This window comes from Methanococcoides sp. (assembly GCF_030594565.1).
Taxonomy (GTDB): domain Archaea; phylum Halobacteriota; class Methanosarcinia; order Methanosarcinales; family Methanosarcinaceae; genus Methanococcoides; species Methanococcoides seepicolus.
Window position 1 is genome coordinate 1 of record NZ_JAUVEY010000025.1, and the last position, 18,078, is coordinate 18,078.

18 protein-coding genes and 2 tRNA genes are annotated in these 18,078 nt (G+C 42.7%); 11 read left to right on the top strand and 9 right to left on the bottom strand.

Going from position 1 to position 18,078, the window contains the following annotated elements:
* The 3 genes from QAS77_RS03585 to QAS77_RS03595 all read right to left on the bottom strand — a co-directional run.
* The coding region (locus tag QAS77_RS03585; protein ID WP_305064185.1) for a PAS domain S-box protein at nucleotides 1-91 on the bottom strand (91 nt) is incomplete at its 3' end.
* Nucleotides 92-313: 222 nt separating this feature from the next.
* Nucleotides 314-676, bottom strand: coding sequence for a carboxymuconolactone decarboxylase family protein (locus QAS77_RS03590; protein WP_305064173.1), 363 nt, complete (start codon nucleotides 674-676; stop codon nucleotides 314-316).
* Between the two features lie 248 nt (nucleotides 677-924).
* On the bottom strand, nucleotides 925-1,716 hold the full coding sequence (locus tag QAS77_RS03595) for a nicotinate-nucleotide pyrophosphorylase (RefSeq protein ID WP_250867982.1): 792 nt from the start codon (nucleotides 1,714-1,716) through the stop codon (nucleotides 925-927).
* A gap of 366 nt (nucleotides 1,717-2,082) precedes the next feature.
* On the opposite strand from QAS77_RS03595, the gene QAS77_RS03600 reads away from it, so the two are divergent.
* Nucleotides 2,083-2,823, top strand: a complete 741-nt coding sequence (locus QAS77_RS03600; protein WP_250867983.1) for a Nif3-like dinuclear metal center hexameric protein — start codon at nucleotides 2,083-2,085, stop codon at nucleotides 2,821-2,823.
* On the top strand, nucleotides 2,823-3,011 hold the full coding sequence (locus tag QAS77_RS03605; protein ID WP_305064174.1) for a hypothetical protein: 189 nt from the start codon (nucleotides 2,823-2,825) through the stop codon (nucleotides 3,009-3,011). Before QAS77_RS03600 ends, QAS77_RS03605 begins: the two co-directional genes overlap by 1 nt.
* A gap of 96 nt (nucleotides 3,012-3,107) precedes the next feature.
* Here the strand turns inward: QAS77_RS03605 and QAS77_RS03610 are convergent, their stop codons facing one another.
* On the bottom strand, nucleotides 3,108-3,644 hold the full coding sequence (locus QAS77_RS03610) for a tRNA (cytidine(56)-2'-O)-methyltransferase (protein WP_250868310.1): 537 nt from the start codon (nucleotides 3,642-3,644) through the stop codon (nucleotides 3,108-3,110).
* Between the two features lie 5 nt (nucleotides 3,645-3,649).
* On the bottom strand, nucleotides 3,650-5,170 hold the full coding sequence (locus QAS77_RS03615) for an AMP phosphorylase (RefSeq protein ID WP_305064175.1): 1,521 nt from the start codon (nucleotides 5,168-5,170) through the stop codon (nucleotides 3,650-3,652).
* 338 nt (nucleotides 5,171-5,508) lie between these two features.
* Between QAS77_RS03615 and QAS77_RS03620 the strand changes: the two genes are divergently transcribed.
* From QAS77_RS03620 to QAS77_RS03630, 3 genes are read left to right on the top strand one after another with little or no spacing between them, the layout of a single operon-like run.
* Nucleotides 5,509-7,407, top strand: a complete 1,899-nt coding sequence (locus QAS77_RS03620) for a type II/IV secretion system ATPase subunit (RefSeq protein ID WP_305064176.1) — start codon at nucleotides 5,509-5,511, stop codon at nucleotides 7,405-7,407.
* A complete protein-coding gene (locus QAS77_RS03625) occupies nucleotides 7,400-8,320 on the top strand; it encodes a type II secretion system F family protein (protein ID WP_250868307.1) in 921 nt (306 codons plus the stop codon). Before QAS77_RS03620 ends, QAS77_RS03625 begins: the two co-directional genes overlap by 8 nt.
* A gap of 2 nt (nucleotides 8,321-8,322) precedes the next feature.
* Nucleotides 8,323-9,309 carry a type II secretion system F family protein gene (locus QAS77_RS03630; protein ID WP_305064177.1) on the top strand — a complete coding sequence of 329 codons (987 nt, stop codon included), beginning with the start codon at nucleotides 8,323-8,325 and terminating at the stop codon, nucleotides 9,307-9,309.
* A 114-nt stretch (nucleotides 9,310-9,423) separates the two neighbouring features.
* Here QAS77_RS03630 and QAS77_RS03635 read toward each other — a convergent pair whose 3' ends face one another.
* The 3 genes from QAS77_RS03635 to QAS77_RS03645 form a co-directional block, all read right to left on the bottom strand.
* Entirely contained in the window at nucleotides 9,424-9,996 is a 573-nt protein-coding gene (locus QAS77_RS03635; protein WP_305064178.1) for a FumA C-terminus/TtdB family hydratase beta subunit, read from the bottom strand.
* Nucleotides 9,996-10,826, bottom strand: coding sequence for a fumarate hydratase (locus tag QAS77_RS03640; RefSeq protein ID WP_250868304.1), 831 nt, complete (start codon nucleotides 10,824-10,826; stop codon nucleotides 9,996-9,998). The genes QAS77_RS03635 and QAS77_RS03640 overlap by 1 nt, the downstream gene beginning before the upstream one ends.
* Before the next feature lie 57 nt (nucleotides 10,827-10,883).
* Nucleotides 10,884-10,969, bottom strand: a tRNA-Leu gene (locus QAS77_RS03645).
* Nucleotides 10,970-11,196: 227 nt separating this feature from the next.
* Between QAS77_RS03645 and QAS77_RS03650 the strand changes: the two genes are divergently transcribed.
* From QAS77_RS03650 to QAS77_RS03675, 6 genes are all read left to right on the top strand, one after another.
* Nucleotides 11,197-11,649, top strand: coding sequence for an ester cyclase (locus tag QAS77_RS03650; protein WP_305064179.1), 453 nt, complete (start codon nucleotides 11,197-11,199; stop codon nucleotides 11,647-11,649).
* A gap of 121 nt (nucleotides 11,650-11,770) precedes the next feature.
* Nucleotides 11,771-13,519, top strand: a complete 1,749-nt coding sequence (locus QAS77_RS03655; protein WP_305064180.1) for a site-2 protease family protein — start codon at nucleotides 11,771-11,773, stop codon at nucleotides 13,517-13,519.
* A gap of 64 nt (nucleotides 13,520-13,583) precedes the next feature.
* Nucleotides 13,584-14,588 (top strand): potassium channel family protein, encoded by a 1,005-nt coding sequence (locus tag QAS77_RS03660; RefSeq protein ID WP_305064181.1) that lies wholly within the window; start codon nucleotides 13,584-13,586, stop codon nucleotides 14,586-14,588.
* Between the two features lie 10 nt (nucleotides 14,589-14,598).
* Nucleotides 14,599-15,285 carry a potassium channel family protein gene (locus tag QAS77_RS03665; RefSeq protein ID WP_305064182.1) on the top strand — a complete coding sequence of 229 codons (687 nt, stop codon included), beginning with the start codon at nucleotides 14,599-14,601 and terminating at the stop codon, nucleotides 15,283-15,285.
* 23 nt (nucleotides 15,286-15,308) lie between these two features.
* The gene (locus tag QAS77_RS03670; protein ID WP_305064183.1) at nucleotides 15,309-16,079 is read left to right on the top strand and encodes a sulfite exporter TauE/SafE family protein; all 771 of its coding nucleotides are present in this window, start codon (nucleotides 15,309-15,311) and stop codon (nucleotides 16,077-16,079) included.
* An 89-nt stretch (nucleotides 16,080-16,168) separates the two neighbouring features.
* Nucleotides 16,169-16,264, top strand: a tRNA-Arg gene (locus tag QAS77_RS03675).
* A gap of 84 nt (nucleotides 16,265-16,348) precedes the next feature.
* On the opposite strand, the gene pheT is transcribed toward QAS77_RS03675, so the two are convergent.
* Entirely contained in the window at nucleotides 16,349-17,971 is a 1,623-nt protein-coding gene (gene pheT / locus QAS77_RS03680; protein WP_305064184.1) for a phenylalanine--tRNA ligase subunit beta, read from the bottom strand.
* Between the last annotated feature and the right edge of the window lie 107 nt (nucleotides 17,972-18,078).

Consider the following 18,078-nt stretch of genomic DNA (forward strand, 5'->3'; position numbering starts at 1 on the left):
TGCAGAAGGTGATCATCCCATTCTCATCGAAGTAAATGATACCCAATGGAGAACTTTCAAAGATCATGCGATACTCATTTTCAGATTCCAATAGTCACACCTCATTCCATAGTTTGTCTGGTCCACAAGTAAAGAATCATATAAGAAAATATCAATCAAGGGGTGTAGTGCATCCTCTGGTGGATATGCTACACCTTTAAAATGAAGAACTGCATAAAAATACTTGCAGTATTTATAGCAGGTCAATCTAATGTACCACTATGTGGTGGCATATTTTTCCCCAATTGATTTTTATCTAAAAATAATCCCGTCTTTATTTTAGTTGTTTCAAAGCTTCCCTGCAGGATGCGACAGCTGGAGCTCCAGATGTGATGTAGATGACCTCCATGGTTTCCATGATCTCTTCCTTGGTAGCACCGTTCTTGAGCGCACTTTGCATTTGCACAATAGTACACCTATCGCACTGTTTGGATGCAACCACTGCCAGAGCCATCAGTATTTTCATCTTTGCTGGCAGAGTACCATCGGACAACAGTTTATGGTTGCAACGGTTATATTTCTTTAAAAAATCCGGGTCAAGGTCCCCAACGGTTTCAAGGATGCGAGGAGTGAAACCAAGTTTATCGCTCATACTATCCAGTAACTCTTTGTGTTCAAGTTCTTCATGTTCAGACATTTAATGCCCCCAATTGTCTTACACTAATTTTGTGATTACTTATTATTTACTTATTTTGCTGGCAGAATGCATATGTGAAAATGGTAAGTACAATTATTATCAACAGTTTATGGGGTTTCAGGGTTCAACAGAGAAATCTAACTATTTCATTTTTCTATGAAAAATTGATATTCTTCAGGTCCTTTAATTGTTGAGGTCCTGCTATTCTTCTTGCTGACCGGCAATATTGGGATCTGGAAACCCGCCGTTCACAATCTCTCTATGTTAGTCGTAAGGTCAAAAGGGCTTGCATAAAATGGGGCTGTGGTCACGACAAAATCCACTGAAGCTGCATATTTCGGGATTTCTTCAAATGAAACACCGCCGACAGCAAGCTCGAGCTTTGGATTTATCTTTCTAAGTTTTGGTGCCACTTCTTTTAGCTCTTCAGGGCTGTAGTGGTCGAGTAGCAGGATATCTGCTATGGGGGCGTACTGGAAAACTTCTTCCTTTGTGCGTGGTTCTATCTCTATCTTCCTCATGGCCCTGAGCTTTTCAAAAGAACCGACCACATTGAAATGGTTCTGTGTTATCAGTATGGAATCACTAAGGGAATTTCGATGATGGTCACCGCCACCGACATGTACGGACCTTAATTCGTATTTGCGAAATCCGGGATGTGTCTTCCTGCTTGTGGCTATCATTATATCAGGATTCACTTCTCTTGCACTGTCCACCATTCTCTTTGTCTTTGTCGCAATGGCGCAGGTCATTGAAAGAAATGTCTGTGAGATCCTCCAGAACTTGAAAAGCTTACACAGGTCGCCTTCCGCTTCGAAAAGCACAGCATTCTCTACAAACTCTTTTCCGTTTTCGAGATGCATGTTCACTTTCAAGCCTTTCTTCTCATAGAATTCTGCCAGATCGTCTGCACAGGAGGCAATACCGGGGTCTCTTGACCTGATCGTCAGACTTCCTTCTCCTTCGATACCGAGCAGTTCTGTGGTCTCATCTCCGTAGGGGCAATCCTCAAGCAGATAATGTTCGAATTCTTCAATCATGGTTTCACCTATTGTTTCATAATTTAGATTTAATATCATATTTGTTAAAAAATACGATCGTATGACCACTGTGGTCAATAAATGCTGCTGTTCTTACGGAGTAGATGAACGGACAAGTGGCATTACTAATGGAGAGCTTAGTGGAATTCAGCTATCCCAATATGCCGGTTTGCACTATTTAGCGGTCATACATTCGAATTTAACATAGTCTAAGCAAGCGTTATGTATGAATGAACATATCGGTTATAAATGTATCGATTTGATCAGGATCTTATTGTTTTATCATTTTAAAATTAACATGTTTTAACCTTACTTACTCTTGTTTTTCCGATAACTTGATATTTCCAAGAATTTTATTGATATAGCATGGAGTTATCAAAAGTAGTCGAAACACTTGAGGAGATCGCCTCTCCTGAACTTGCAGAGGATTTTGATATTGGGCGAATAGGTCTCACACTTGACCTCGACAACGATATCAAAAGAATAGCAGTTGCACTTGACCCTACCGAATATGTCCTGGAACGTGTAGCACAGATAGGCGCAGACCTGCTCATCACCCATCACACATTGATATTCCATTCTGTGAACCTTATCTCAAAAGAGCTTGCTGGCCTGCTAAAAATTGCACTTGAGCATGAAATATCCCTTTATTCGATGCATACGAACTATGACAGTGCAAAGGGTGGTGTGAACGATGTGCTCGCTCAACGTCTGGGTCTTAACGACGTATATGAGGTGGGCATGGGGCGTATAGGTACTATTGACGAATGTCCTCTGGATGTGTTCATCGACCATGTGGCAAAAAGTCTGAACACTCATCTTCAGTATGTTGGGGAAAAGGATACCATTAAAAAAGTAATGGTCTTTGGTGGCAGTGGTTTCAAGGACGACTATCTCGATATCGCAAGGGACAACGATGTGGATGCCTATGTTTCTGCTGAACTGAAACACGATGTTCTCCGCAGCTATGATGACCTGCTCCTTGTGGATGCTACCCATTATGCAACAGAGAACCCTGCAATGGAAACTCTCTGTGAACGTTTGAAGGACTTATTAAAGATCGATGTTGAATTCATTGCGAACGATCCTTTCCTCAAGGTGAGATGATGGCAGAAAAAGAACATGAAGAACTTTCAGACGAAGAACTGGATGAACTGATGATAGAGCAGTCAAAAGCACCTGGCTGCAAAAAACACCGTGGCTATGGGAAGTTCGATAAACCACCGGTCAATAGGGGAGTTGCGGTCGCTTCTTCTGAAGAAGATGACGATGAGTGCAATGAAAAAGTAAAGTAAAGTAAAGTAAAAAAGGAAGTCTGAATACAAAATATTGAATGAATGCCAGCAGCCCTTTTGAACTCGAAATATCAAAAAGAGTGGACCATGCTGGTCTCACTCTTCTTTCACATTGTTAATAACTCGTTTCCCGCGTTCCATTGGAACGATAGTGAGTTCCGCATTTCCGAATTCACGTTTGAGCGGCTCTTCCTGTGCTATCCTGTCCATTGTGAGGGCGACAGCGGCAACTTCGGAATGTGGCTGATTCCCAATGGCAACATTCCAGTCGGCCAGGTTATATATCTCCGTGGGTACCTTTTCAGCACCGACCACTATCATGAGCTTATCGCACAACTTGATCTCTCCGGCAGCATCAGGAAGATTTATCCCGTACATGGAAAGGTGGCATACTTTACCGCCTTCCTCTTTCCATTTTTCGATCTCGCTCTTCCAGTTGACATCATTTTCAACATAGAAATCGCCACCCCAGCGCTCGGCTACATCTTCGATGGCATTCTTTATTCCTTTATCATTGGATGCCAAGAGCATGCCTTCAGCACCGAGGGCCCGGGCTGTAAGGCCTACATGGGTGGTTATCCTTTTATCCCTCTCTGGACGATGTCCGAGTCGGAGGATCACAATCTTTTGCATTGTAATTAGATCTCCTTGAAACTCTGGATGCGCTCCAGCATCATTCCCTCTACGATGAAAGGTGTTCGTTCCTTAGCGCTCTTAACCGAGTTTTCAAGTTTTGATTTCTTCTCTGCATAAATGGTCATCATAGTTTCTCCTTCTTTCAAAGGTTCTCCATGTTTCTTATGCAAAAGCAATCCTGCACCTTTATCGTTAGGTGCTCCTGCAAGCCTTGCGATCTGAACAAGGCGTTTGTTATCCATCTCAAGTATATATCCGTTATTAGGGGCAATGATATCTTCAGTGAACTCTCCCACGGAAATGTCCTTGTGGGTCACATCAGGATTTCCACCCTGTATCTTGATGATCTCTTTGAACTTCGCCAGTGCCTTTCCGTTCTTGAGGGTCTCAATGGCAAGGTCATATCCCTGGTCTTTGCCAGCCACATTTCCCATCTCAAGAAGCATTCCAGCAAGTGATGCACTCTTCTCTATCAGACTGTTCGGTCCCTCAAAGCTCTCAAGGACCTTCAATGCCTCGATTACTTCAAGTGCAGGTCCGATAGTGCGTCCCACGGGGGAGGCACCATAGGTCAGGGCACAATCCACATCCATGCCGAGCCTGTCACCAAGATTGATCAGGTCTCTTGCGAGCTTTCTTCCTTCCTGTACGTTCTTTATCTTCGTACCGGGTCCTGTGGGTATGTCCATTACGACATGGTCTGCACCAATGGCACCTTTCTTTGCCATGATGGATGCAAGCATCTGGCAATGCGGGTCAATTGAAAGTGGGTATTCGATCTTTATGAGCTTATCATCAGCAGGTGCAATATTGGTAGCACCGCCCCAGACAAGTACGCCACCGACCTCTTCGGTCATCCTCTTAATTTCAGCAGCATCGAACTCAACAGGTGCAAGTATCTCCATCAGATCTGCGGTCCCTCCTGCACCAGTGATGGCCCTTGAACTGGTCTTTGGTATAAGTAATCCGTTTGCAGCTACTATGGGAACGATTAGCAATGAGATCTTATTTCCGGGAACTCCTCCGATGGAGTGTTTATCCATTATTGGATGGGTCTCGAAATCCAGTGTGTCTCCAGAATCTATCATGGCACGGGTAAGCCATTCGGTTTCATCATCGGTCATGTCGTTTATATATGTGGCAGTGAGGAATGCAGCAATTTCTATCTCGGCAAGGTTCTCTTCAACGATATCCTTCACAAGTATGTCTATCTCTTCCTTTGAGAGCTTCTGTCCATCCATTGTCTTTCTAATAATGTATGTGGACTTTGGTTTTTCAGCAGGGAATATCTCGACCGTCTCAGTCCATTCCTTATTCAGTGCCTCTTTTACTTCATGGTATAGCCCTATCATGCCGGGGGATATCATATCTTCGGTAAAATCCACGATGGCTGTAAGGGTCTCGTGGTTCCTTATACGTACCCTATCTCCTTCATTGACACCTAGCTCCTTAGCATCAATCGTGTTTAGGATCACTTTATATTTGCCTACTTTGATATCAATGGGTTGTACTTTTAGTTGCATTGTCTCACCTTTATCTCTTTAGTAATTTCATTTTTCTGGATATATAGGTTTACATTGGCTGACCTTTCTGGGTTGTGCTGATGCTAGTTTTACCTATTGTATAACCAATAATCTTTTATAAAACGCTACTATAATAATTATAATGATGATAATGCTGTGCAACTTGCAGTAATAGAATGTACACAATCTGCACAATAATGAAGACATATCTGAGGGTAGCGCCTCTATTTCGTTCCATCAAAGAATATCGATCACAAAAGGTTTGGTAGAATGATAGAAAGTTCTGATAATGGGTTCGATGCAAAAAAGACGAAAATATGTCTGCGGAGAATATTACAATGAATACAATAGATGTGGTAGAGGATGACTTGTCATCAAGTTCATCTTTAGGGGAAGTGGGTACGAGTAAATCCTCGGAAGATCAATTGTCAAATATTGTAGAGATTGTTGAAGATGATTCTCAGGCCGAGCTTCTTTCTAAAGAAGAGTTGGAGAGCGATATTGAGGAATTGCTTGAATTTGCCGATGAAAATGTTGACGACAGCTCTGAATTGCCGGATGCGGTTAGTTTGGTATGGGAAAAGACCCTGAAAGAACTTGGTTCAGAGAAAAGCATTCCAGAGGTTATCCCACTTGAGATAAAACCGGATTCGTTTTTCAAGAAGTTCTTGAATATGATTAGCGCAAAAGCTTTTGAACTGGAAGATTATGATCTCGCAAAACACGGTCCTCTTGTAGAAATAACCCTTCCAGCAGATTCTGCTTATAATGAAATGGAATTCTATAATGTGAATCCACCATATTCTTACATTAGAGTAGCTTATAATCCTGAAATTCATGAATACCTATACCAGGTACTTGAACCTGAACTTTCCAAAGAGGAAACAAGGCTTTTCAAGATGGTAAAAGAACGTCTTGGCGAAGTTATGGATGCTCATCTGAAAAGTATGAACAGACTTGATTCCGAAGAGTATCTGAGGTCAAATGTTAATTCTTTCCTGATCGATTACAGGATCAGACTCACCACCATAACTCGTGAGAAGATCAATTATTACATTATTCGTGATTATCTTGGCTATGGTGAAGTAGATGCCATTATGCGTGATCTGGAGATCGAGGATATTTCAGGTGATGGTCCGAACACTCCTGTCTATGTTTATCATAAAAAGTATGAATCCATACCTTCCAATATAATTTTCGATGATGAAGATGGATTAAATGCTTTTATCATAAGGCTAGCTCAAATTTGTGGCAAACATATTTCCATTGCGAATCCAATCTTGGATGCAACATTGCCTGATGGTTCCCGTATACAGATGACTCTTGGAAGGGAGATCACCACAAGGGGAAGTACTTTTACTATTCGTAGATTCAATGAGAATCCAATTATGCCTGCTGATCTTGTGGGATATCATACATTTTCTACTGCAATGCTGGCATATCTCTGGCTTGCTGTTGATTCAAGTAGGAGTCTTATTTTCGCAGGCGGCACTGCTTCAGGCAAGACCACTGCGATGAATGCTGTTTCCACTTTTATTCAGCCTGAAATGAAAATTGTTTCAATTGAAGATACAAGAGAATTGAACCTTGCTCACCCTAATTGGATACCTGGTGTTACGCGTGATGCTTTTGGAGGTGAAAATAAAGGTTCCATTGAGATGTATGAACTTTTGAAGGCTGCACTTCGTCAGCGTCCGGAATTTATCCTCGTGGGTGAAGTTAGGGGTGCCGAAGCATATGTGCTTTTCCAGGCAATGTCCACAGGGCACACAACATTTTCCACTATGCATGCAGATTCCGTATCATCGATCGTACACAGGCTTGAGAATCCCCCCATCAATGTGCCCAGGATCATGATCCAAGCCCTTGATATTGTAGCAATTCAGGCACAGGTGAAAATTGGGGATGAGAGGGTAAGGAGATGTAAATCACTTACCGAGGTCATAGGGGTTGATCCAAGGTCTGGTGAACTTCTGACTAACGAGGTATTTGTATGGAATGCAGCAAAAGACTTGTTCCAATATTCCGGTCGTTCCTACATCCTTGATGATCTAATGGAATCAAGAGGCTGGGATGATGCTAGGGTCAAGGAAGAATTACAGCAGCGGCAAGACGTTATCGAATGGACACGCTTGAAGAATATCACATACTTCAGGGATTTCTCCAAGATAGTGGTTGCGCACAGGCGTGAGCCTGAAACATTAATGAAAGTTGTAAGGCAGGATCTGAATGGATAAATATCTCAATATAGCTTTTGCACTTTTTGGTAAATACTATGTGGACAAACGTTCAAAGTATTTTACCTTAAGACAAAATCTTCTCAGGTCAAGGATGAATCTGGGGTATGATAGATATCTTTCTGGTGTCCTCCTGATATCTATTCTCGCTACATTAGGTATACTTCTCCTATTTTTTTCTGTTATAGCACTTGTTGGTGTGCCAGTGATAGAGGCAAATAGGTTTGGTTTTCCAGCATGGACTGCTGCTTATCGTCCTTACCAGCCTATACTGGTAGCGGTCTTTGGGGGTCTTACTTTTGCAGCTTTATGTTTTGGCAGTGTTTATTCATTCCTGAAATATTATCCCGCTATGATCGCAGGTGATAGAAAACGTAAGATCGAACATATGTTGCCTTATGCTATCAACTATATGTCTGCAATGTCTGGTGCAGGAGTTCTTCCGGTCGATCTTTTCCGTGCTCTTTCAAACAATGAGATCTATGGTGAGATGTGTGTTGAATCAAAATATCTCGTACGTGATCTGGAAGTTCTTGGCAGTAACCTTGTGTCTGCAATGAAGAACCTTGCATCTGCAACACCATCTCCGATGTTACAGGAATTCCTTCAGGGTGCTATCACCGTTGTAACTTCTGGTGGTGAGCTTGAGCCATATTTCAAGATAAAGGCTGAACAGTATATCATTGATAACAGGCAGAGACAGAAAGAGTTTCTGGAAACTCTCGGTCTTCTTGGTGAGACATATGTTACTGCATTTGTGGCTGGTCCTTTGTTCCTTATTATCACAATAGCTATCGTATCACTCATGGGTGGTGCAGATGATATGTTCCTATACATTCTTGTTTATGGCCTGATCCCAGTTGGAAGTGCGATGTTTCTCGTGATAATAAGTTTAATAACTCCGGAGGAATGATCATGAAGTTCAATAAAAAGACCGGAAAAAATATTGTTGAAATTGATGAACTTGATGAGGATCAGCTCAGTGCCTATGAAGAACAGGTCATCCTAATGAAGCTTGATGATGTCAAGAAAGATGATCGTTTAAGAGATTTCATGAGGAATCCCAAAGGTTCCTTTTCAACATATCCTTATTATGCCATGATCTTCAGTGGACCGGCAGCAATTATATTCATGATCGCTGGTTTGTACTTGACCTGGGGTACACCTGGCATTGATAATGTTCTAATTATTTCAAGCTGGATATTTATGCTCCCTCCTGCATTGACATACTATCGTAAAGCAAGTTACATCAACAAGGTAGAGGAATATCTTCCAAATTTTCTTCGTGATATTGCAGAGATGAGCAGAGCAGGTCTCACCCTTCCGTCTGCTGTAGGAACTGTTGCAAAAGGTGAATACGGTGAAATGACTGCGGAGATCCGTAAGATGGATGCTTCTCTTTCATGGGGTATCTCTTTTGAGGATACGCTTGAGAATTTCGGAAAAAGGATGAACACTAGCCTTATTACTCGGTCAGTAGCACTTATCACTCAGGCAAATCGTGCAGGAGGTCGTGTTTCTTTTGTCCTCGAGGCTGCTGCAAGGGATGCAAGTGAGATCAAGACCCTTGAACGGGAGCGCCGTGGTAACATGGCTGTTTATGTTGTGATCAGTTACATGTCATTCTTTGTATTCATTTTTGTGATATTGATGCTGGCTACAAAGTTCGTTCCTACTATGCACATGGCAAGTGTAGCTTCATCTTCTGCACCTGCCGGTGGTTCTTTCATAGGTAGTTTCGATGCTGATAATTTTGTACGCATACTTTTCCATGCCACCCTCATCCAGGGTTACATGAGTGGCCTTGTTGCAGGGCAGATGGGGGAAGGGAAGTTGAGTGCCGGGCTGAAACACTCTTTCGCCCTGACGTTAATTGCATGGCTTTCATTCATAGTGCTTTAAACTATGACTGGACTATGAATGTTGGCCTATCGAATAGTTGAGCTATCGGTTGAACGAATGAATAAATGAATGAATGGCCAGTCAAATAAATGAATTAAAAAAAATATCAGAAGCTCAAAGTTTTAAAAATGAGCTTCTTGCCTTTTCTTTTATCGATGTGAAAAGGTCTTCTCCTTTTGTGTCTATTCCTACTATAAGAGGTCCGAATTCATTAACTTCAAGTTCCCACACGGCTTCCGGCATTCCAAGGTCGAGCCAGTGTACTGCAGGTACGTTCTTTATGGATCCTGATGCAAGGGCAGCACATCCACCGGTATAGGCAAGATATACGCATTTTTCTTTCATGGCATCAGCCACATTGTTCATTCCGCCTTTTCCAATAAGGACGCGAACATTGAAGTTCTCAAGAAGGGCAGGTGTCATCTTTGACATTCTGTCACTTGTCGTAGGGCCTGCTGCAACGACTCTCCATGTTCCATCTGTCTGTTGCATAAGTGGACCACAATGGTAAATGGCTGCGCCTTCAAGGCTGAATGGAAGTTCTTTACCTTCTTCTTTTAGTTCGAGGATCCTTGCATGCGCTTCATCACGGGCCGTCAGTACTGTTCCGGAGATATAGACAATGTCGCCGGCGTTGAGCCCTTCGATATCTTCTTTTTTCAGGGGTGTGCTAAGGTGATATTCCATTATTCGTCACCTCCGAGAACAACGGATGCGTGTCTGTTTGCCCAGCACTGGATATTAATGGCTACCGGAAGCGAGGCAGTGTGGCAGTAGGATGTGGCAAGATGGACAGCAAGGGCTGTGGTATCTCCTCCAAGTCCCATGGGTCCGATGCCAAGGGAATTTATGTCTTTGAGGATGCCCTTTTCCTCATCGTTCATGTCCGTTACCTTGCGCAAGAGGGCAGCTTTTGCAAGACGGGCGGCTTTATCAAAGGATCCGCCGATACCAACTCCTACGATTATTGGGGGGCAGGGTCTTCCGCCAGCATTGAGAACGGTCTCAAGGATGAATTTTCTTATATCTTTCAGTTCTGTGGGATTCATCATCTTAAGGGCACTCATGTTCTCCGAGCCTGCACCTTTTGGTGCGACCGTTATCTTTAGCTGATCGCCTTCGACAAAGTCATATTTAATATCAGGGAGGCCGTCTCCTGTGTTATCGTTACTATTGCTTCTTGTTATGGGGTGTACTGCATTTGGCCTGAGGGGAACTTCCTGTGTGGCTATCCTGGAGGCTTCAAGGATAGCTCCTTTAAGGTCAATATCAAGCTTCAGTTCCCTTCCGATTTCTACATAAAAGATAAGAATGCCTGTGTCCTGGCAAAGAGGTATATTGTTGTTGCTTGCGATTTCAATGTTCTTCAGTATCGCATCGATCTGTGATATTGCAACGTCACTTGACTCATTTTGTCTTGCGCTTTTAAGTGCGTCTATAACATCATCAGGGAGTTGTGTCTCTGCCTCTCTGATTATATCTACAGTGGCCTCAACTACATTTTTGTATGTCACCATGTCTGTCACCATGCTTGTTATTATGCCTGTCAAAAAAGATTATCTTACTAATTAAAATGGTGCGGGAGAAGGGATTCGAACCCCCGAACGTCTACACGAGCAGATCTTGAGTCTGCCACCGTTGGCCACTTGGTTACTCCCGCATTTGAGAAATACAGTACCAGTAATAGTAGTATTTGTTATAAACCTATCTATTGTGATTATTTTAATTTGTAATTATTAGATGCGTTCATTGAGGTTTTTTGATGTGCTTATGGTATGTTCTAATTATGAATTTATTAATATTTATTGAATGCTGATCTTATCATTACAAACATTCTGCTATTTTTGGAATTATATTTATTAGTGAGTAAGTAATTATATTATCCTGATGACAACCGTTCGATCTGATAGTAATCTATCTTCTGGTTCATGCAGTGACAATGAGAGTAACAAAGAGCTTGTTCTGAGTGTCGCCAGTCGCGGCTGGCATCCGGAAATGCTGACCAAGAAGTGTAGTCATGATTATCAGATGCATTTCGGGGGTTCTACCCTTGACCTTGAAGGATTGATCGAGTTCATGGGAGCTATCCATTATGCCCTTCCAAACCTTCTGTTCGAGGTATATGATGTCATTGCAGAAGGCGACAAGGTAGTGACACGCTGGAGTGCAAGTGGCACCCATCTTGGTAAGTTTCAGGGAGTCGTACCTACAAAAAAACCTGTGCATTATACAGGAATAACGATCAGTCGCATAGAAAATGGAAAAATAGTTGAAGACTGGGAAGAGGTCGATCAGCTTAATTTTGCACAGCAGTTTGGTTCCTTCTCTGATATGTTCTGATACTGTTCCTTCTGTATCCTTATGAAATATCTTTTATAGAAACAGATGACTGTACAGATGATAATAATACATAAATTAAAAACTTGATTTTATCCAGTACCACTAACAAAGGAGAGTTCATTTGGTCAGCACTACCACCTTGTTTGCCCTTTTCCTTGTATATTGGGCAATTATATCGATACTTGACAAGAAAGGAATACTCGAGCGATACAACATATCTACCTATGGTCCTGTCCTTATGATCAGGACGGTAAGAGGTCAAGCCTTGTTGGATATTCTTGCACGCCCGAAGAGAAGTTGGAGAACCTTTGCAAACATAGGCATTGTCCTTATGTTCGTTGGCATGTTCGCCATGTTCTTCATAATCATACTTTCAGACATTGCAATGTTAACCTCTATAGGCGAGAACACATTGCCGGAACCTGGGAAGTTCAATGAGGCAAGGAATATTTTTCTGATACCAGGTGTCAATGAGTTCATACCCCTGACGTGGGGTGCTATAGCTTTGCTTGTTACTCTTGTAGTCCATGAGTTCTCGCATGCTATTCTCTGTAGGGTCGAGGGCATCAGGGTCAAATCCATGGGGATTCTCCTTGCTATCGTTCCTATAGGTGCTTTTGCCGAGCCTGATGAAGAGGAACTCTTCGGGGTTAAAAAGGAAACTGCAGAAGGCTTAGGTGCTGATACTACTGATGGTCCTATCGAAAGGCGTATTCTGGGTACCGAGAAAGAAGTTGTGCCTATAAAAATCGTTTCAAGGGAGCAGAGAGCAAGGATACTCGCTGCCGGAGTAATGTCAAATTTCGTTGTTGCCGCTATTGCATTCTTCCTTCTATTCGGTCCGGTCCTTGGTGCCATCGCACCGATGAGCGATACTATGATCATTAATGTGACCTCAGGTTCGTCAGCTGATATTGCAGGGCTTGAGAACGGGATGGTCATAACACAGATCGATGACACTTCTATACAGAAGGCCAATGACATCATTCTTTATATGAACAATATAGAAGCAGGAACCGTTGTTCAGTTGCATGCTTCAAAAGATCAGAACCTGTTGGTCTATGATATTGAGGTAGTAAATGATACGGATGATGGCATAAAGGGCACATATGTCAATAGTATCGTTGCGGAATCTCCGGCTGAAGCAATGGGACTTGAAAGCGGTATGCTTATAATAAAGATCGATGATACTCCAATTGGTTCGTCGGAAGATTTTGTTACCTTTATGAATTCCACTAAGGCCGGTCAGATCATCTCCGTGGTAACAGTGAGAGCGGATAAGACTACAGAAGAGAACGTCTCTTCAGAAATATTTGATATTGAATTGGCTTCTGGTCAAGATGGTGATTCCGAAAAAGGATTCCTTGGTATCTATTACGGTTCAAATGGTCTTGAAATTGTACCTCTTGGTATATCCATAGGCGAATTCCCTGCAAAGGACTACCTTGAAGCTCTGAAAGCTATCCCTTCGATGCTTGGCGGATATATGGGCTGGATAATTATTCTGGGTCTTCCGATATTTGGATTTGCAGGGGAAGGTTTCCCGGGATTTAGTGGTCAGCTTGCACAGTTCTATTCTCCGATAGGATGGGGCGAGCCATTAGGAGTAGGCATATTCTGGATCGCGAACACATTGCTGTGGGTGGGATGGCTCAATTTTTATGCGGGCCTCTTCAATTGTCTGCCGGCAGTACCACTTGATGGTGGTCATGTGTTCAGGGACTATCTGCACGCTTTGGTCAGTAAGTTCATTTCTGATGAAACGAAGGCAAAAGAAGTGTCCACAGCCATTGCAGCATCCTTTACAATGCTGATATTGGCATCGTTCCTCTTTATGATATTCGGTCCTTATATTGTACACGGATTCTAAATGTACAATACATTTGCATAGGTCTAATATTAATGATAAAATATAGATATAAGAGGTAAATTGGATGAAGTACCCTAATTTCTTACGTACGCATATGGCAGGGTATATTGGTATCTCCATAGCTGTCGTTGTTATCTATATTTTTATTTTTATTAAGACAATGGAGTTTGAGCAACAGTTCGAGCACACCAACTTCCACGATGCTTTCTATTGGGTAGTTTCAACTATCACAACGGTTGGTTATGGTGATATCGTATTCAGGTCGGTCATCGGAAAGTTATTTTCCATAATTGTACAGGTGTCTGGTATTTCCATGTTCTTTGGTATTCTGATAACCCTTGTTGTGACTCCGTGGTTCGAGAAGACAATGAAACTTCCTTTACCTGCAAGGGTTCCTAAGAAGATGTCCGACCATATTATCGTTTGTGGCTATAACCAGCTTGTAGAGACATTGATAGATGAGTTTCAGGAGCAGGAGCTGGACTTTGTTATCCTCTCAGATGATGAGGAAGTCCTTCGTTCCATAAATAAAAAACGTATTCCATGTCTTTATGGTATGGCAAGCGATGAAACCACACTTGAGAATGCGAATATTCATTCTGCAAGGTTTCTCATTGCCAATATGTCGGATAGGGAGAATGCAAATATTACTCTGACCGCACGCAAGCTCAGTGATGTCCGGGTGATCGCAGTAGCTGAGGATGCTTCTAATGTGAAGTACCTGAAATATGCAGGTGCTGATAGGGTAATTTCTCCAAAGCTCGTACTTGGCAGGTTCATTGCAAAAAAGGCGGTCGATCCGATCCTTGGAATGGTTACCGGTGCAACCGAGTTCTTTGATGGTTATCGAATTGTAGAACTTCCGATATATTCTAAAAGTACGCTTGTTGGAAAGACACTTCTTCAGGCATCTATAGAAAATAGGACTGGTGCTAAGGTCATAGCTCTGCGTAAAGGCGGTCAGTTAACATTCGATATTGATCGCAATGACATAATTAAAAATAATACTGTCATCCTTGCAGCCGGTACAGTGGAACAACTTGCAAAACTTGAAAATTTAGCTGGGTGAAGGCATTGCTATGATAACGAATGAACATTTGATAGTACTTGGTTATGGTGATGTGGGTAAACGCATTGTTGAGGTGCTTCAAGACCATCAGCTCAGTTTTATGGTCGTTGACATAAATGAGCAGAATTTATCAAATGCTGATTTCCCTTATGTTGTGGGTAATGGTACGGATGAAGATGTCCTTAAGAAAGCAGGTATCGATAAAGCATCAACTTTGATAATCACTTTGAGCGATGACAATGATGTCATTTTTGCAACCCTTATCTCACGTGGCATGAAACCGGATTCCCTCATATTCTCGCGTGCCAATTCTGTAAGGTCTATCGATAAGATATACAAGGCAGGTGCTGATTATGTGGGTTCTCTTTCTATTGTTGCGGGACAGATGCTTGCCAAGATAACTTCTACATGTACAAAATACGAATGTGACCATCTTTTCGAAGATATTGTTCTCTATGAGGGAATCGGGATCGAGAAGTTCCAGTTACATGAAAGTTCTTCGATGGTCAATGTAGCTATAGTCGATCTGAACCTTATCAAAAAGTTCGGTTGCAGGATACTGGGCGTTGAACGCAATAAGGAAGTTACTATCGATCCGCATGATCTGTTCGTCCTTGAACTTGGGGATGTGGTTGCAGTGGTAGGTAGCAGGGAACAGATGGAACTGTTCCACAATGCATACGTGACAAAGAATTGATATATTCCCGGAAAAACGATATTATGGATCCTCTTACTCTGGTTGCATTGGTGCTATTGCTTTCTATCCTCTTCTCATTTCTCGGAATGGGTGGTGCTGTTATCTATGTGCCACTGTTCTATTGGCTAGGAATCGATCTGATAACTGCCATTGCAATGGCTCTCATGCTCAATGTGGTTACAACTGCTTCTGCGTCCGTTACTTACCTGCGGAAAAAGACCGTTGACCTCCCAACAGCAGCACCGTTCATCTTATCCTCTGCAATAGCTGCACCTTTGGGTGCGTATGTTTCCACGTCTGTTCCGGAAGAGTTCGTCCTTCATACTTTCAGTGTGGTCGTAGCTGCTGCCGGTGTACTTATGATACTCTCGAAAGATGTCAGGGAGAATGATACTGCTTCTAATATGGATATAAAGGAACGTTTCGCTATCGGAATAATAGCAGGTATGTTCATAGGTGGCATTGCAGGATTGCTGGGGATAGGTGGCGGTATTTTCCTTGTGCCGATACTCGTGTTCCTGGGTTTCGGTGTCAGACGTGCCCCTGCAACATCTGCTTTGGTGGTGTTGTTCTCTTCCCTTTCCGGTTTCCTTTCCCACATAAGCAATGCTCAAATAGAACTTCGTACACTGGCGATCCTTGGGATCGTGGCTTTTATCGGAGGTCAGCTAGGTTCTCATCTCATGTACCTTAGAGTTTCATCCCTTCGTGGTTTTTTTGAGACCTACTTTAATAAAATATTTGGTTTGCTGTTGATACTGATATCCATGATGCTACAGTTATCCCTTCTTTAATGATGGCATAATGTGTTCTATGATTCTGATTTGATGATGGAAAGCTTTAATAGTAACAATTACAATGATAGCATCGTAATTTTGAAAGAGGGCCCGTAGGGTAGCCAGGACATCCTCATGGGCTTCGATGTGGTAAAATACCGCGAAGACACCCATTGACCCGCGTTCGAATCGCGGCGGGCCCGTATCTCTTTTATCAGAATTTAAAGTTTTTGCACTATCAATTAAAAAAGAATTTTTCCCGGATATTTCCGGGAATTTACAAATGTTCATTCTGTAAGGTCGATCTCAAATCCAACGATGGGTTGTCCAAGGCCGAAGTTTGTAATAACTTCAGGATAGAGCTCTCCCATCATTCCGACCTTTTCGCCGTTGACAAGAATATCTGCGCGCCTGCCTTCGATAAATGCGGGGTCATCTGATACAATTACCTCGTATTCGATATCTCGTTCCCTCATGACTGCATCAAGGACCTCCCTTATCTCTGTGAAGTTAGCCTGGGCATGTATCGAGGCTGCTGCGAGGTGCAGGCGGTTCTTTGAATTAACGACTACCTCGCCTACTTCAAAGAGGCGCTGTGGCAGTTCATGGTGCTGGTTAAGGGAAAATATCTCGATAAGGTTCGGCAATATGGTGGTGCGCACCATTGTCTGGTCTTCGCTTATGGGATGAAGTACGAAGGTCACATCATCTGTTTCTTCCCTGTTCATCCATTCAAAATGTACCTTCTGGCTTGTGAGGGTGAAAGGCATGACCTCGGAGTAACCAAGGCTCACCATTATCTCACGCATGATACCTCTTGTAATTGAGATCGGGTGTGCACATCCAATGGTCGCACTTTTTGGGAATTCACTTTTGATCTTATCAAAGCCGTATCCAATGGCAATATCCTCGACGATGTCATAATTATGAAGGATATCAGCTCTGTAGGTTGGAACACTTATCTCGAACATCTCTCCATCCTCAAGGACGTTTGCATCGAACCTCATTCTCTTCAGTTCATTTACGATCTCATCATCTGTAAGTTCTATACCGATCAGTGAATCGATATCTGAGCGAGGTACTTTGAGAGCTCTTGGTGTCATGTCCGGTGTGACCTTCTCGGTCCCGTCAGGATAGACTACCTTTACTGACTCTATCTTTCCGCCCCTCTCGGCAAGCGCGCTCACAACGATACTAAGTGCGGTATATACTGCATCTCCAAGACCTGTGACATCAACGAAAAGGTCTGTAGTGCTTTCCTCGACCTTTGTAAGAGTTCCGTTGATGATCGGTGGGAATGAAAGGACGTTCCCTTCAGAATCAGTTATCAAAGGATATTTCTCCATTCCTTCGAGGATGTTTGCAAAGCGAACACCTTTTGGATGCTTTTCGAGTATCTCATCCATTGTCATTGGCTCAGTAAAATCAAGAGGCACGAACTCGAAGTCCGGGCTGACCGCCTGATATTTGAAAGGTGGTTTGAGATTTGTCATATCGTGAACCCCGATAGACACTTTCTTCCTGTTCCTTCCAAGACCCCAGTGCAGGTCTTCCTGCAGGTCCATCAATGACTTGATGGAGCTGGATGTGAAATTAATACCCCTTACAATAGCGCATCCTATGACAGGTCTTACATCCTTTATTCCTTCTTCGAGCTCTATATGGACACCAGATGGCGTTACTTCATATTGGCAAAGGCCGGTCTCGATGTTCATAAAACCTCTCATTGCTCTTGCTACTCCCTCGACACTGTAAAGATCAGGTCGGTCAGGGAAGAACTCGATGTCGATGGCTTCCTTTTCAATACGCTCGATATCCGCGCCTATCATTGGCACGCGGTCTATGATCGTATCCTTGTCTGCTTTAGTGAGTGATTCCAGATCCTCGTATTGTAAGGTAATTATTGGCATGGGGGATATCTCCATGGTCATCTATTAATGACCAGATTGCAATTCGAACCGATAATAGAACGAACATGTATAGCTTTAGATTTAATATTTTTCATTACTTTTCATTA